General features: G+C 70.0%; 15 protein-coding genes. 7 read left to right on the top strand and 8 right to left on the bottom strand.

What is annotated here, in order from left to right; translation table 11 throughout:
* Nucleotides 1–135: 135 nt before the first annotated feature.
* The 3 genes from AB0K18_RS17745 to purN all read right to left on the bottom strand — a co-directional run bounded on the left by AB0K18_RS17745 (nucleotide 136) and on the right by purN (nucleotide 2,747).
* Nucleotides 136–315, bottom strand: a complete 180-nt coding sequence (locus AB0K18_RS17745) for a hypothetical protein (protein WP_364915102.1) — start codon at nucleotides 313–315, stop codon at nucleotides 136–138.
* A 264-nt stretch (nucleotides 316–579) separates the two neighbouring features.
* On the bottom strand, nucleotides 580–2,121 hold the full coding sequence (gene purH / locus AB0K18_RS17740; RefSeq protein WP_364915100.1) for a bifunctional phosphoribosylaminoimidazolecarboxamide formyltransferase/IMP cyclohydrolase: 1,542 nt from the start codon (nucleotides 2,119–2,121) through the stop codon (nucleotides 580–582).
* On the bottom strand, nucleotides 2,118–2,747 hold the full coding sequence (purN, locus tag AB0K18_RS17735) for a phosphoribosylglycinamide formyltransferase (RefSeq protein ID WP_364554911.1): 630 nt from the start codon (nucleotides 2,745–2,747) through the stop codon (nucleotides 2,118–2,120). The genes purH and purN overlap by 4 nt, the downstream gene beginning before the upstream one ends.
* Before the next feature lie 74 nt (nucleotides 2,748–2,821).
* On the opposite strand from purN, the gene AB0K18_RS17730 reads away from it, so the two are divergent.
* Nucleotides 2,822–3,241, top strand: a complete 420-nt coding sequence (locus tag AB0K18_RS17730) for a hypothetical protein (protein WP_364915098.1) — start codon at nucleotides 2,822–2,824, stop codon at nucleotides 3,239–3,241.
* A gap of 1 nt (nucleotide 3,242) precedes the next feature.
* Here AB0K18_RS17730 and AB0K18_RS17725 read toward each other — a convergent pair whose 3' ends face one another.
* The 3 genes from AB0K18_RS17725 to sucC all read right to left on the bottom strand — a co-directional run bounded on the left by AB0K18_RS17725 (nucleotide 3,243) and on the right by sucC (nucleotide 7,095).
* Nucleotides 3,243–4,859, bottom strand: a complete 1,617-nt coding sequence (locus tag AB0K18_RS17725; RefSeq protein WP_364554907.1) for a DUF6350 family protein — start codon at nucleotides 4,857–4,859, stop codon at nucleotides 3,243–3,245.
* 175 nt (nucleotides 4,860–5,034) lie between these two features.
* Nucleotides 5,035–5,910 (bottom strand): succinate--CoA ligase subunit alpha, encoded by an 876-nt coding sequence (sucD, locus tag AB0K18_RS17720; protein WP_345395968.1) that lies wholly within the window; start codon nucleotides 5,908–5,910, stop codon nucleotides 5,035–5,037.
* 3 nt (nucleotides 5,911–5,913) lie between these two features.
* Nucleotides 5,914–7,095, bottom strand: a complete 1,182-nt coding sequence (gene sucC / locus AB0K18_RS17715) for an ADP-forming succinate--CoA ligase subunit beta (RefSeq protein WP_364915096.1) — start codon at nucleotides 7,093–7,095, stop codon at nucleotides 5,914–5,916.
* A 357-nt stretch (nucleotides 7,096–7,452) separates the two neighbouring features.
* Between sucC and AB0K18_RS17710 the strand changes: the two genes are divergently transcribed.
* Both AB0K18_RS17710 and AB0K18_RS17705 read left to right on the top strand, forming a co-directional pair.
* Nucleotides 7,453–8,256: a hypothetical protein gene (locus AB0K18_RS17710; protein WP_364915094.1), complete on the top strand. Its 804-nt coding sequence runs from the start codon at nucleotides 7,453–7,455 to the stop codon at nucleotides 8,254–8,256.
* 80 nt (nucleotides 8,257–8,336) lie between these two features.
* Complete coding sequence (locus AB0K18_RS17705; RefSeq protein ID WP_364915092.1) at nucleotides 8,337–9,203, top strand: hypothetical protein; 867 nt, start codon at nucleotides 8,337–8,339, stop codon at nucleotides 9,201–9,203.
* Between the two features lie 117 nt (nucleotides 9,204–9,320).
* On the opposite strand, the gene galE is transcribed toward AB0K18_RS17705, so the two are convergent.
* The gene (gene galE, locus AB0K18_RS17700) at nucleotides 9,321–10,298 is read right to left on the bottom strand and encodes a UDP-glucose 4-epimerase GalE (RefSeq protein WP_364915090.1); all 978 of its coding nucleotides are present in this window, start codon (nucleotides 10,296–10,298) and stop codon (nucleotides 9,321–9,323) included.
* Nucleotides 10,299–10,439: 141 nt separating this feature from the next.
* Between galE and AB0K18_RS17695 the strand changes: the two genes are divergently transcribed.
* The 4 genes from AB0K18_RS17695 (at nucleotide 10,440) to AB0K18_RS17680 (ending at nucleotide 13,521) form a co-directional block, all read left to right on the top strand.
* Nucleotides 10,440–11,903, top strand: a complete 1,464-nt coding sequence (locus AB0K18_RS17695; protein WP_364915088.1) for a glutamate--cysteine ligase — start codon at nucleotides 10,440–10,442, stop codon at nucleotides 11,901–11,903.
* A gap of 14 nt (nucleotides 11,904–11,917) precedes the next feature.
* Nucleotides 11,918–12,580 carry a neutral zinc metallopeptidase gene (locus AB0K18_RS17690; protein ID WP_364915086.1) on the top strand — a complete coding sequence of 221 codons (663 nt, stop codon included), beginning with the start codon at nucleotides 11,918–11,920 and terminating at the stop codon, nucleotides 12,578–12,580.
* A gap of 81 nt (nucleotides 12,581–12,661) precedes the next feature.
* On the top strand, nucleotides 12,662–12,907 hold the full coding sequence (locus AB0K18_RS17685; RefSeq protein WP_364915084.1) for a WhiB family transcriptional regulator: 246 nt from the start codon (nucleotides 12,662–12,664) through the stop codon (nucleotides 12,905–12,907).
* A gap of 41 nt (nucleotides 12,908–12,948) precedes the next feature.
* Nucleotides 12,949–13,521: a GNAT family N-acetyltransferase gene (locus tag AB0K18_RS17680; RefSeq protein ID WP_364915082.1), complete on the top strand. Its 573-nt coding sequence runs from the start codon at nucleotides 12,949–12,951 to the stop codon at nucleotides 13,519–13,521.
* Between the two features lie 162 nt (nucleotides 13,522–13,683).
* Here AB0K18_RS17680 and AB0K18_RS17675 read toward each other — a convergent pair whose 3' ends face one another.
* Nucleotides 13,684–14,406, bottom strand: a complete 723-nt coding sequence (locus AB0K18_RS17675; protein ID WP_364915080.1) for a CPBP family intramembrane glutamic endopeptidase — start codon at nucleotides 14,404–14,406, stop codon at nucleotides 13,684–13,686.
* Nucleotides 14,407–14,583: the final 177 nt, after the last annotated feature.

The following is a 14,583-nucleotide window of genomic DNA, read 5'->3' as shown; positions in this document are numbered from 1 at the left end:
TGCCGTGGGAACGCGCTACGTCGGCGCGGGAAGCGGTGAACGGGCCGCCCACGCAGTTGGGCACATGCCGCTGTGGTGGGGTGATTTGGTGGCGCGACCTGCGCTGTTGTGTGCGTGGGTTCTCGCCGAAGGGGGTTACTCGCGTTCGGCGAGTTGAGCTTCGCGGCGTTCGATGATGCGGCGGGTGAAGGGGATGACCTCCACGATGCGGCCGCCGAAGTAGGCGCCGATGAGGGCGAGCACCACGAGGACGATGGGGCTGGAGGAGAAGCCGTTCAAGGCGACGAAGGCCTGCAGGAATGCGTCGAGCGCCATAAAAGAACTCCGAGGGACGGGAGCGGGGAGGAGGAGTTCAGGCTAACGTTCCTCGACGACTGCTCGCTACAGAAAGGGATAAAAGCGACAAGATCCATCAGATTGGTCTTGATGTCGCACCCGACGGCACCTCCCACGACCCTCCGCGAGCCCCCGCGAACCACCGCGAGTCCCCGTGAGTCCCCGCGAACCACCGCGAGCCAGGCCATGACGCGGGATGGCCCGCTTCCGGATGACGGAGGCGGGCCATTTGTTTGTGGCTGATCAGTGGAAGAAGTGGCGGGTACCGGTGAAGTAGAGGGTGATGCCGGCTTTTTCGGCCGCCTCGATGACCTCCGCGTCGCGGACCGAGCCGCCGGGCTCCACGATCGCCCGTACGCCGGCCTCCGCCAACACCTCCAGCCCGTCAGGGAACGGGAAGAAGGCGTCGGAGGCGGCGACCGAGCCGGCGACGCGTTCGCCGGCTCGCGTGACGGCGAGGCGGCAGGAGTCGACGCGGTTGACCTGGCCCATCCCGACGCCCACGGTGGCGCCGTCGCTGGCGAGGAGGATGGCGTTCGACTTCACCGAGCGGCAGGCCCGCCAGGCGAACTCGAGGTCGGCCAGCACCTCGGGCGAGGCGGGGGCGCCGGTCTTGAGCTCCCACTGGGCGGCGGAGTCGCCGGGCGCGTCGACGCGGTCGGTGGTCTGGACGAGCAGTCCGCCGTCGATACGGCGGAACTCGGTCGGGTCGGCGGGCCCGGAAGGGCAGCGCAGCAGGCGCAGGCTCTTCTTGCCGCGCAGCACATCAAGCGCCTCGGCGTCGAAGTCGGGCGCGATGACGACTTCGGTGAACACGTCGAAGATCTGCCGAGCCAGCTCTTCGGTGACGGGCCGGTTGACCGCGATGACGCCTCCGTACGCGGAGACCGGGTCGCACGCGTGGGCCTTGCGGTGGGCGTCGGCCACGTCGGCGCCGACGGCGATGCCGCACGGGTTCTGGTGCTTGATGATGGCGACGCAGGGGTCGGGGAAGTCCCACGCGGCGCGCCAGGCGGCGTCGGCGTCGAGGTAGTTGTTGTAGGACATCTCCTTGCCGTGCAGCTGCTCGGCGTTGGCCAGCCCGCCCTCGCCCGCGGTGTAGAGGGCGGCGCGCTGGTGCGGGTTCTCGCCGTAGCGGAGGGTGGCCTTGCGCTCGTACGCGGTGCCGGTGAAGTGCGGGAACTCGCCCTCGCCCACGTACGTGCCGCCGAACCAGTTGGCCACGGCCACGTCGTAGGAGGCGGTGTGGGCGTAGGCGATGCCGGCGAGCCGGCGGCGCTCGGTGAGGGTGAAGCCGCCCTCGGACAGGGCGTTGAGCACGTCGCCGTAGAAGCCGGGGTCGACGACGACGGCGCAGGTGTTGTGGTTCTTGGCGGCGCCGCGGATCATGGCGGGCCCGCCGATGTCGATCTGCTCGACGCACTCGGCGTCGGACGCGCCGGAGGCCACCGTCTGCTGGAACGGGTAGAGGTTGACGACCACGAGCTGGAACGGGTCGATCTCGAGCTCGTCGAGCTGGGCGACGTGGTGCGGCTTGGTGACGTCGGCCAGCAGACCGGCGTGTACGCGCGGATGCAGCGTCTTGACCCGCCCGTCGAGGCACTCGGGGAACCCGGTGAGCTGCTCCACCTTCGTCACCGGGATCCCGAAGGAGGAGATCGCGGCGGCGGTGCCACCGGTCGAGACGATCTCCACCCCGGCACCGTCGAGGGCTCTGGCCAGCTCTTCGAGCCCGGACTTGTCGTATACAGCGATCAACGCGCGCCGGATGGCGATGCGAGTCACGTGGTTTCCCCTCCTGTGTGGTTGCCGATGCGGACCATACGTCCGCTGACCGTCCAGCCCTCGCGGGCCATCCGGCCGACGGTTTCGACGAGCAGGCGCCGCTCGGCCTGCTTGATGCGCTCGTGCAGGACCTCCTCGTCGTCGCCGGGGAGCACGGGCACCGCCGCCTGCGCCACGATGGGCCCCGTGTCGACGCCCTCGTCGGCGAGCATCACCGTGCAGCCGGTGATCTTGACGCCGTGGGCGAGCGCGTCGCGTACGCCGTGGGCGCCGGGGAACGACGGCAGCAGCGCCGGGTGGGTGTTGAGCACGGGGAAGGCGTCGAGGGTGGGGGTGCCCAGAATCTTCATGAATCCCGCGGACACGACGAGGTCGGGTTCGTACGCGGCGATGCGGGCCGCGATCGCGGCATCCCATTCCGCCCGAGTCGCGTAATCACCCAATTTTTCGACAAATGTCGGGACCTGTGCTCGTTCGGCCCTGACCAGCCCTTCTATGCCCTCCCTGTCCGCGCCCACCGCGACCACGCGAGCGCCGTACGACGGATCGGCGGAAGCGTCCAGCAGGGCCTGTAGGTTGGTTCCAGAGCCGGAGACGAGGACGACGAGCCGCCCAGCCTTAGACACGCACACTCCAATGAGGAAACAGGGTGGGGGTCACAGGGTATCTGTTCATCGTCCGGCGACGCAGAGGAGGTCAGGTGTCGACACCGGTGAAGGCACCGGCAGGCCAGCAGCCCGCGGATTCCGCGGGCCGCCGAGCGATCTGGTTGTCCATCGCAGCGCTGGCCATGACGTTCATGTTGCCCCTCGCGGGCCTGGTCATGGCGTTGTTCGCGCTGATGGCGGGGGTCCGGGCGCTGCCACTGCTCAGGAGCGAGGGCAAGCCCACGGGCGTGGCGGTGGGCGGCATCACCGTCTCCTCGCTCGCGCTCGCGCTGTCGGCGGGGGCCACGGCCATGCAGCTCTATCTCGCGGACGAATACTCCGCCTACACGGAGTGCATGAAGGGCGCCGGCACGGTGGCCTCGCAGGGTGAGTGCTTCGCCGAGTTCAAGGAGGCGGCGCAGCGCAAGCTTCCCGCCGACGTCCTGCAGATGCTCGGCACCATGCAGCCCTGACCTAGTCGCGATCCCAGGCGTAGGGGTCGACGTAGATCACGTGGCCGCCCCGGTCGTCTGACTCGTCCACGATGTCCTTACGGGGCGGGCGGGCCGCGGCCGGTTCGGGCTCGGCGAGCCGGGGCCGGGCCTGGGCCAGCGTCTCGGCCTCCGCCGACGCGTGCTCGTCCTGCCAGTCGTCCCTGATGACGGGGATCTCCTGGGTGTCGGCCTCGGTGGCGTCGAGCCAGTGGCCGGGCAGCGGGCGCGGGTCGCTCTCGGCGAGCCCGACCTTGCTCGCCGCCTTGGCCAGCGCCGCTCCGGCCTTACGTACGGGGGCGGCGGCCTTGTCGAGCGGCGCCCTGGCCTTCTTGTTGAGCAGCAGCAGGTTGGTCACGCCCGCGGAGATGCCGGCCGCCACGCCGACCTCGAGCGCCACCGACAGCGCCACCTCCCAGGGCGACGGCCCGACCGTGGCCAGCCGCCCGCCGCCGATCGGCCCGCCCGACAGCGCCGCGAGCACCCCGGCCACCAGGCCGCTGGTGATGCCGGACAGGAACCCCCACAACGGCGCGGCCTCGTACGACGGCGAGGGCGAGATGCGGGCCACCATGACGCCCGCCACCGCGCCCGCCGCGAACGGCAGCGCGATCACCGCCATCATCCACGCCGGCACCGGCCCGCTCTCGGGCAGCGCGCCCAGGATCGGCAGGCTGGGCACCGTGCCGAGCTGCACGCCCGTGGGCGCGACCAGCGTGTCGGCGCCGATCGCGAAGCCCGGCCCGGCGATGTAGGAGAACGCCCAGACGACGGCGTTGAGCAGGTAGAGCAGCTGGAGCAGGATGAGCAGCACCCCGCCCACGAACCCCGGCGACAGCACCTCCGACAGCTGCCTGACCTGCCCGAAGTTGAGCACGACCGCGAGCAGCACCAGCGCGAGCCCGGCCACCACCAGCACCGCGGTGGCGACCGCCGTGCCGACGGTCAGGGCGCGCACGCGCTCGGGCAGCAGCCGCAGCATGACCCGCCAGGGCCCGATCATGCGCGCCGTGGCCAGCGAGCCGGCGAGGAAGGCCAGCAGGAAGTGGCTGAGCAGCGCCTCACCGATGAACGGCTGGGTGATCTGGTTGCCGGCGACCAGCGCGATCAGCCCGGCCAGCAGCGCGTAGGGGGCCGCCAGCGACACCCCGGCCTGCACCACGAGCACGAGCTGGGCCCGCCGCCTGGCGCCCGCCTGCTCCTTCGGGCTGTTCTTGGGCAGCCGGGCGGGCAGCCGCAGCCGCAGGTCGGCGTCGCGGGCCATCCAGCGGCCCGCGCGGTAGAGCAGCATGGCGGGCAGGATCATGAGGCCGAGCGGCAGCAGCCCGACCCGGCCGCCGGGGATGGCGAACCCGGCGTGGTGGGCGGCCAGCCAGAGCTGCGCCGCCGTACGGAAGACGCCCGGCAGCCCGGCGCCCAGCGTGCCGCGCGGCGCGGCGATCCAGCCGACGAGGGTGAGCGTGGTGAGCACGGCGAGGCCGACACCGAGCGTGCAGGCGGCGGCCAGCATTCCCGACACCGGCAGCGGCCGCCGCGTCTCGTCGTCGTCGCTCGGGGCTCCGGGGAGCTTGCCGAGCACCGACCGGGGGGCAGTGCGCAACTGGTCGAGGATCGCCGTCACAGTAGGCGATTTTCTCAAGCTTTCCCGACCGAAGCTTGGTTGACGCGCCGGGTATCGCCGCGTTCTGTCGCTTCTTCGCCGAGGGCGTAGGGGCTTTCGGACGCGCGAAGGGCTCCGCATGGCGGCATACCACGCGGAGCCCTTCGGGAAACGATCAGCGCGCCTGCATGATCTCGCGCATGAGGCGGGCGGTCTCGGAGGGGGTCTTGCCGACGCGGACGCCGACCTTCTCCAGGGCCTCCTTCTTGGCCTGGGCGGTGCCGGCCGAGCCGGACACGATGGCGCCCGCGTGGCCCATCGTCTTGCCCTCGGGGGCGGTGAAGCCCGCGACGTAGGCGACGACCGGCTTGGTGACGTGCTGCTCGATGTAGGCGGCGGCCCGCTCTTCCGCGTCGCCGCCGATCTCGCCGATCATCACGATCGCGTCGGTGCCGGGGTCGTCCTGGAACGCCTGCAGCGCGTCGATGTGGGTGGTGCCGATGACCGGGTCACCGCCGATGCCGACGGCCGTGGAGAAGCCGAAGTCGCGCAGCTCGTACATGAGCTGGTAGGTGAGCGTGCCGGACTTCGAGACCAGGCCGATGCGGCCGGCGGTGGTGATGTCGGCGGGGATGATGCCGGCGTTGGAGGCGCCGGGCGAGGCGATGCCGGGGCAGTTGGGGCCGATGATGCGGGTCTTGTTGCCCTTGGCCACCGCGTACGCCCAGAACTCGGTCGAGTCGTGCACCGGCACGCCCTCGGTGATCACCACGCAGAGCGGGATCTCGGCGTCGATGGCCTCCTTGACCGCGTCCTTGGTGAACTTCGGCGGCACGAACACCACCGACACGTCGGCGCCGGTCTGCTCGATCGCCTCCTTCACCGTGCCGAACACGGGCAGGCCCTCGTGCGTGGTGCCGGCCTTGCGGGCGTTGACACCGCCCACGACGCGAGCGCCGGAGGCGAGCATGCGGCGGGTGTGCTTGGTGCCCTCACCACCGGTCATGCCCTGAACGATGATCTTGCTGTTCTCCGTCAACCAGATGGCCATGGGTCACGCACCTACCGCAGCGAGCTCGGCGGCGCGCTTGGCCGCCTCGTCCATCGTGTCAACCAGCTCGACGCGCGGGAGCGCGGCGTCGGCCAGGATCTGCCGCCCGAGCTGGGCGTTGTTGCCGTCGAGGCGGACCACCAGCGGGTGGGTCACGGCCTCACCGCGGCTCTCCAGCAGCTTGAACGCCGAGACGATGCCGTTGGCGACGGCATCGCAGGCGGTGATGCCGCCGAAGACGTTCACGAAGATCGACTTGACGCTCGGGTCGGAGAGGATGATCTCCAGGCCGGCCGCCATGACCTCGGCGGACGCGCCACCGCCGATGTCGAGGAAGTTCGCGGGCGAGGGCTTGCCGGGGAACGCCTCACCGGCGTAGGCCACCACGTCGAGCGTGGACATGACCAGGCCGGCGCCGTTGCCGATGATGCCGACGTCGCCGTCGAGCTTGACGTAGTTGAGGTCCTTCTCCTTGGCCTTGGCCTCGAGCGGGTCCTCGGCGGCCTTGTCGGCCAGCGCCTCGTGGTCGCTCTGGCGGAAGCCGGCGTTGTCGTCGAGCGTGACCTTGCCGTCGAGTGCCTTGACCTGGCCGTCTGCCGACAGGATCATCGGGTTGACCTCGACGAGCGTGGCGTCCTCGTCGACGAAGCAGCACCAGAGCTTCTCGATGAGCTCGGCGGCGCCGTCGAGCGCCTTCTCGGGCAGGCCGCCGGCCACCGCGATCTCGCGGGCCTTGGCGCGGTCGACACCGGTCAGGGCCGAGACGGGAACCTTGGCGACCTTCTCGGGCGCGGTGTGGGCGACCTCTTCGATGTCCATGCCGCCCGAGGCCGAGCAGATGGCGAGGAAGGTACGGTTCGCCCGGTCGAGCAGGAAGGAGAAGTAGTATTCCTCGGCGATCGCACTGGCCTCTTCGACCAGCACCTTGTGGACCGTGTGGCCCTTGATGTCCATGCCGAGGATGCCCTCGGCCTTGGCCACGGCGTCGGCGGCGTCGTCGGCCACCTTCACACCGCCGGCCTTGCCCCGGCCGCCGGTCTTGACCTGGGCCTTGACGACAACGCGGCCGGTCAGCTCCTGAGCCGCCGACCGCACCTCCTCCACGTTGTGGGCGACGATGCCGCGTGGCACCGGGATGCCGTAGTCAGCGAAGAGCTCCTTCGCCTGATGTTCGAACAGGTCCACGAGGGTCCGTCCTTGCTTATCCGACTGATGTTCGACGGCCCGGGCATCTGTGCTGATGGTCGCGTGCGCTTCGCCGTGCGCGGGCTTCGTTCCTCGCTCTGCTCTGTCACGGCGAGCTCCTGCGCTCAGGGGTCGTGCCGGGCGTTTCCGCCAGTGAAGCCTAGCCCGAAGCTTGACCTGCCCAGGTCATCGGGTCGCGGTTCTTCCGCTATGTGACGGTGATCTCACTTCTCCAGGACGGACCCTGCACACAAATTGCACGGTTTAGCCGACATAAGACCCTTCGCTCGATATATGTTCGTGATCTTCAAATGTCAGGCTTGCTCCCCGTTCTTGCCTAATGCCGAAGGAAACCCTATGAAGCGAATTGTCGCGGGGCTGGCGCTGGCGTCGTCGGCCGCATTCGTGACCGCCGCGCCCGCGCAGGCCGCGCCCGCAGACCCGGTGAAAGCGCTGAAGAAGCAGTACGTCACCGGGCACGGCGTGCGGATCTCCGAGTCCGCTCGCACGGCCGCGGGTTCGACGGGGGCCGTGAGCATCACCACGAACGGCACCATCGGATTCGGCAAGTCCGGAATCGTGGCCATGGACCTGCGTACCGGGGTGAAAGGCGCGGGGTCATCACTCGGCGCGCCGCCGCGGATGGTCACGGTCGGCAATTACACGTACGCGAAGGGCGGGTTGTTCAGCGATGAACTTCCCGACGGCAAGAAGTGGGTGCGCTACCCGAACCAGACCGGTGGGCGGGCCGGCAGCCAGCCGCTGGACATCTTCCGGCCCGAGGTGCTCAAGGCGCTCGTGACGGGGGCCAAGAGCTTCAAGGGCGGCTCGTACCGGGGGACCGTCACCTTCGGCCGGCTCGGCAGGCTCTACGGGGAGAAGGTCGACAAGCGGCTGGGCAAGGTCGCGATCTCGTACGTGCTCGACGTCAACTCCAAGGGCCTGATCACCCGGGTCCGCAGCGAGTACAAGCTGGACTTCGGCATCCTCGGCAAGACCACGTCCACCGTGAACACCCGCTACACCGGCTGGGGCAGCAAGGTCACGATCAAGGCCCCGCCGGCGGACGAGGTGATCGACGTCAGCGAGCTGAGCACTGAGAGCGACGTGCCGCAGAGCATTCCCGACGGGTCGCTGAACTCGCTCAGCGCGGTCGAGTAGCCGCCACACCCGCGCCGGGGCCTCTCCCTTCCGGCCCCGGCGCACATCAGCAACTCCTCCTCAACACCTAAGGAATCCGCATGAAGCGAATCCTGACCGGCGTGGCGTTAGCCACGACCGCCGCTCTCGTGAGCGCCACCCCGGCGCTGGCCGCCGCGCCCAAGAACCCGGTGGCGGCCGTCAAGAAGCAGCTCGCCCCCGGCAAGGGGGTGAAGTTCACCGAACGGACCACGCTGAGCGATGGTCGCCTCCGTCAGGTGTTCGTCCGGCGTACCGGCGCCCTGCAGTTCGGCAAGTCGGGCGTCGCCGCCTCGGACATCACCGGCAAGATCAACATCAAGGCCGGCGACGTGGAGGGCCTGGGCGACGGCGAGACCGGCACGCTGCTGAAGGCGCTGACCGTGCCCGAGCGCACGATCCGCGTCGGCACCACCTCCTACCTGTCCGGCAACCTCTGGTCGGCGCTGCTGCCCGAGGACAAGCCCTGGTACAAGATGCCGAAGGGCCTGACCGGCGGCTTCACCGGCACCTACGGCCAGCCCATCAACGTGGCCGAGCCCGTCACCCTCGCGACCCTGCTCAAGCGCTCCAAGGCGACCGGCAGCGGCTACGCGGGCAAGGCCAGGGTGGCCGACCTGTGGAAGGTCTCCCCCTGGCTGCGCTCCAGCTGGATGGACAAGCCCTCCGCCAAGGCGATGAAGGCGTCGATCAGCTGGAAGCTCACCGTCGACAAGGCGGGCCGTCCGACGCGGCTCGTGACGACGTACCCGATGTCGGTGCCCGGCCTCGGCAAGACGGGCAGCATCAGCGTGGACACCCGCTACACCGGCTGGGGCGGCAAGGTCGTGGTCAAGGCCCCGCCCGCCGACCAGGTGACCACCACGTTCAAGAACGGCGAGGACGACATCTCCAGCCTCGAACTCCCCATCGGCAGCCTCGCCGGCTGACCCACGCGTTGAGCACCGGCCTGGCCGCTCCGGCGGCCGGCTGGGTGAGTCGCTCTGAGTGCCGGCCCGGTTGAGCCGGGCCGGCACTTCGCGCCCTGCCTTATGTCCCTTTTCGAATCAGGGGAGTCGGGTGGGGCGGAGGGTGGCCCATTCGAGTGAGTGTCTGATGCCGTCCTCCAAGGAGAAGCGGGTCTGCCAGCCGAGCAGCTCGCGGGCGCGGTCGCTGCGGGTGTAGGCGCCGGCCACGTCACCTGGGCGGGCGGGGGCCTCGACGGCCTCGATCGGGCGGTCGGCCACCCGGTTGAACACCTCCACCAGCTCGCGGACGGTGGTGCCTGAGCCGGTGCCGAGATTTATCACGTCGGCCTCCAGCGAGTCGAACCGCCGCAGGGCCGCCACGTGCGCCTCGGCCAGGTCCCAGACGTGGATGTAGTCGCGGATGCCGGTGCCGTCGGCCGTGGGGTAGCCGGTGCCGGTGATCTGGAAGGGGACGCCCTCGTCGTACGCCTCGATCATCTTGCCCAGCGCGTGACTGGGGCGGCGGAGCTGCAGGCCCGTCCGCATGAGAGGGTCGGCCCCGACGGGGTTGAAGTAGCGCAGCGACAGAATCCTGATGGGCCGGCCGGCGGCGATGTCGGCGAACATGCCCTCGCAGACCGCCTTCGTCCGCGCGTACGGGCTCTGCGGGGCCAGCGGCGACTCCTCGGTCACCGTGTGGTCGTCGCCCGCCTGGTAGATCGACGCCGACGAGCTGAAGATCATGCGCGTGCACCCGTTGCGGAGCAGGTGCTCGACGAAGTCGAGGCTCTTGGCGACGTTGGCACGGTAGTAGCCGATCGGGTCGGCCACGGAGTCGGGGACGACGATGAGCGCGGCACAGTGGATGACGGCCGAGATGTCGGGACATTCGGCGAAGATCTTGTCGATGAGCGGCCCGTCACCGATGTCGCCTTCGTAGAACACCCGCCCCTCGGCGAACTCCCGCCGCCCCGTGACGAGACTGTCGAGGATCACGGGATCGATCCCCGCGTCGAGGCAGGCGGAGGCGATCGTGCTCCCGATGTAACCGGCTCCACCGGTGATCAGTACGCGCATGCCTGCACCCTAGCCAGCCTCGCGGGCCCCGCCGCGGGCCTTGGGCCAACCTGTGGACAATGCGAACGGCCTGTGGACGACGGGGGTTCCTTTGCCTTCGCGGTATGGCCTAGTCGGCTTCGGCGTGCGACATTTCGAGATATGGGCAGGGACGTGCCGGTCGTCGTGTTCAGCAGGGACGATCGCCGGCAATACCGGGAGAAGGTGCACCGCTGCCTCGACGTGTTCGCCCGGATGCTGCGCGAGTCCCGTTTCGCGTTCGAGCACCCGCTCGCCGGACTGGAGATCGAGCTCAACATCGTGGACGCGCGGGGCGAGGCCCTCATGCGCAACGCCGAGGTGCTCGCCGCCATCGCGCAGCCGGACTGGGCGACCGAGCTGGGCCAGTTCAACGTCGAGATCAACGTCGAGCCCCAGGAGCTGAGCGGCGACGGCGCCCTGCGCCTGGAGAACGACGTACGCGCCAGGCTGAACCACGCCGAGTCACGCGCGCGTTCGGAGGGCGCCCACCTCGTCCTCATCGGCATCCTGCCCACGCTGCGCGAGCAGGACATCGGCGAGGGCACGCTGTCGGCGAACCCCCGCTACCGCCTGCTCAACGAGCAGATCTTCGCCGCCAGGGGCGAGGACCTGCACCTGTGCATCGAGGGCGTCGAACGGCTCGACACGCACGCCGACAGCCTCGCCCCCGAGGCGGCCTGCACCAGCGTGCAGCTGCACCTCCAGGTCAGCCCCGACATGTTCGCCGCGCACTGGAACGCCGCCCAGGCCATCGCCGGGCCGCAGGTGGCGGTGGCGGCCAATTCGCCGTACCTGTTCGGCAAGGAGCTGCACAGGGAGACCAGGATGGCGCTGTTCGAGCAGGCCACCGACACGCGGCCGGCCGAGCTGAAGACGCAGGGCGTACGGCCGCGGGTGTGGTTCGGCGAACGGTGGATCACCAGCGTCTTCGACCTGTTCGAGGAGAACGTCAGCTACTTCCCCGCCCTGCTGCCCCTCTGCGCGGACGAGGACCCGCGCGCCGAGCTGGACCAGGGCCGCATCCCGGAGCTGCACGAGCTGACCCTGCACAACGGCACCATCTACCGCTGGAACCGGCCCGTGTACGCGGTCGTCGACGGGGTGCCGCACCTCCGCGTGGAGAACCGGGTGCTGCCGGCGGGTCCGTCGGTCGTCGACATCGCGGCCAACGCGGCGTTCTACTACGGGTTGATGCAGGTGCTGCCGTACGACGAGCGTCCGATCTGGAGCCGGATGTCGTTCCAGGCGGCGGCGGACAACCTGGCGGCCGCCGCGCGGCACGGGCTCGACGCGCGGCTGTACTGGCCGGGAGTGGGCGAGGTGCCGGCCGCCGAGCTGATCCTGCGGCGGCTGCTGCCTCTGGCGCGTGAGGGGCTGGCGAAGTGGGGCGTGGACGGGGCTTCCGCGGATCGGCTGCTGTCCGTCATCGAGGGGCGGTGCCTGACGGGGCGTACGGGGGCGAGCTGGCAGGTGGACCGGGTGCGCGCGCACGGTGGCGACCGGCACGCGGCGCTGCGGGCCATGACCTTGGAGTACATCGAACGCATGCACAGCAACGAACCCGTGCACAGGTGGGACGCGTGACGCATGCTGGAGGTGTGACTTCGCCCCGCTCGGTCCGGTTCATGGCCGCCGTCCTGACGTTGGTCCTGGTCGTCGTCTCGACGGGCTGTGGAGTGGTGCGGCGGGAGTCGATGGACAGGGCGGGGGACGACACGTTCGAGGGGGACGTACGGACCGCGCGGACGCTGACGGAGGAGTTCTGGCGGCTGCAGTTCCAGGAGTCCGGCCGGACTTATCGGCCTGTCAATGATTTCATTCCCTACTCGGGACGTTTCGGGCCGAGCTGCGGCGACCAGCCCGCCGTCCCGAACAACGCCTTCTACTGCCCGCTGGGGCATTTCATCGCGTTCGACCAGGACTGGATGGAGTCCTTGTGGAGTGAGATGGGCGACGGATCCGTCTATGTCATCATCCCGCATGAGTTCGGGCATGCCGTACAGGCGCAGCTCCGCACCGGCTACCAGCTGAACATCCAGATGGAACTGCAGGCCGACTGCTACGCGGGCGCCGCCCTGAGCGGCATGGTCGCGTCCGGCGCCCTGGCCGCCGAGGAGGGCGACGAGGAGGAACTGCTCTACAGCCTGGCGGCGGCCGGTGACCCCACGGACGACTGGCTCGACCCCTCGGCCCACGGAACGGCCGAACAACGCCAGAGGTCCTTCGCCGCCGGCTACCAGAACGGCGTTTCCGCCTGCTGACGACGTAATCGCCTGGTCGTAGGCCAGGGATCAACCCAGAGGATGATGCCACCGATCTTGTCCTCGGCCTACCGTTGGTGCATGCCACTGGAGGAAATCGGCTGGCTGCGCAGGGGGGCATGCCGCACCAGCGACCCTGACCTCTTCTTCCCCCTGGCCCCCACCCCGCTGCAGGAGGCCCGAGCGAAGGCCATCTGCGCCGGCTGCCAGGTCGTGGAGGAATGCCGCGCGTACGCGTTGGACGCCGGCGAGTCCGAAGGCATCTGGGGTGGCCTCACCCCGGAAGAACGACGCCGCACCCGCCTCACCCGCCCGACCGCCTCCTGACCGGGTCAAAACGGGCTGAGCCGACCTGGCACAATCGGCCGATGATCTCGCTGACAACTGAGCGGCTCCTCCTGCGTCGCCCGACCGAGGACGACATCGACCCGCTCGCCGCGATGGACGCCGACCCCGAGGTCATGCGCTACATCGGCGATGGATCGGCGTCGCCGTTTGATCGCGATCGGGCTGCGGCCGTCATCGCCCGCGCTCAACGCGAATGGGACGAGCGCGGCTTCGGCATGCTCTCCGTGGTGGTGCGGGATACGCACCAGTTCGCCGGGTGGGTGGCGCTGACCGTGCCGGCCTTTCTTCCCGAGATCCTTCCCGCGGTGGAGATCGGGTGGCGGCTGAGCCGCCGGCACTGGGGAGCCGGCCTTGCCACGGAGGCCGCTGGAGCGTTGCTGCGATACGGGCTCATCGACCGTGGTCTCGACCGCGTGGTCAGCGTCCGGCACGTCGACAACCACCGCTCGAAGCGTGTCATGGACAAGATCGGCATGCGCTTCGGCTTCGACGCCGTCGTCCCGGCAACCGGCCGACCAGCCGCGGTGCACGAGATCACCCGCGCCGAGTACGTCCGAGATCACGACGGCTCCGCAGAACGGCCTCACGTTTGAGGCCGGCGCGTCCGGGGCGGGACAGGTGCTTGGGCGGGCCCCTGGTCGGACCCCTGGTCGGACCCCTGGTCGGACCCCTGGGCGGGCTCCTGGGCGGGCTCCTGGGTGGGCTCCTGGGCGGGCTCCTGGGTGGGCTCTTGGGCGGGGCGGATGCTCCTGCGGTCAGGAGGGCTGGCGGAGGTCGCGTGGGGTGGGCTCTTGGGCGGGGCCGGGAGCGGCGAGGCGGGCGAAGAGGTAGCCGAGGGAGTTGGTGGCGAGGTGGAGCATGGCGGGGGTGAGCAGGCCCCGGCGCCGGCGCAGCTCGCAGAACAGCACTCCGGCCGCCGCCGTCGACACGACGCTGCCCACGACCACCCGGGCCACGTCCAGCCGCCCGGGCGACTCTCCGGCCGTCAACGCGCCCAGCGCCGGGTTGGCCCGCGCCATGTCGATCGACGGCAGGATGTGCCACAGCCCGAACAACCCGGAGGAGACGGCCGTGGCGGCGAGCGTGCCGTGGCTCTTGCGCAGCATGCCGTACAGCGCCCCCCTGAACCCGACCTCCTCCAGCAGCACCGTCCCCAGGGGGACCTGAAGCAGCGCCTCCTCGAAGACCCGGGCGCGCGACAACGACAGCGCCCGCTCGTCGTGGAAGAGCGGCCTCGTACGCGGCGACGCCACCCCCACGGTGTAGACCGCGGCCACCGCCGCCGCCAGCACACCCCCCGCGACCGCTCCCCGTCGCCCGTCCTCGAACCCGATCTCCTCCCACGTCAGCCCGGACCTTCGGGCCATCGCGACGAGCGCGCCGGTGGCGAGGGTGGACGTCAAGGGCCCCAGGCGGGGGACGACCTTGTTGTTGAGCACGTTGGCGGCGGCCAGCACGGCGATCGAGCGGAGCAGCATCCTTGCAGGCTACGTCTCAGCTCACGGAGACACGCCCCGCGCCACTTCCTCTGCTCAGCTCGCGCAGGCGCTGCTCGGTCGCATGGCCGGCGTTCGGACTGGTGGGGAGCCGGCCTGACAGGTCCCGATCGTCCGGGAGGCAGGGGTGGGTGGGTGGCGAGCCTTCATGAGGGGTCA

Origin of the sequence: Nonomuraea sp. NPDC049421 (genome assembly GCF_040677005.1) — a bacterium.
Classification (GTDB): domain Bacteria; phylum Actinomycetota; class Actinomycetes; order Streptosporangiales; family Streptosporangiaceae; genus Nonomuraea; species Nonomuraea salmonea.
This window is presented reverse-complemented; position numbering and strand designations above follow the sequence as displayed.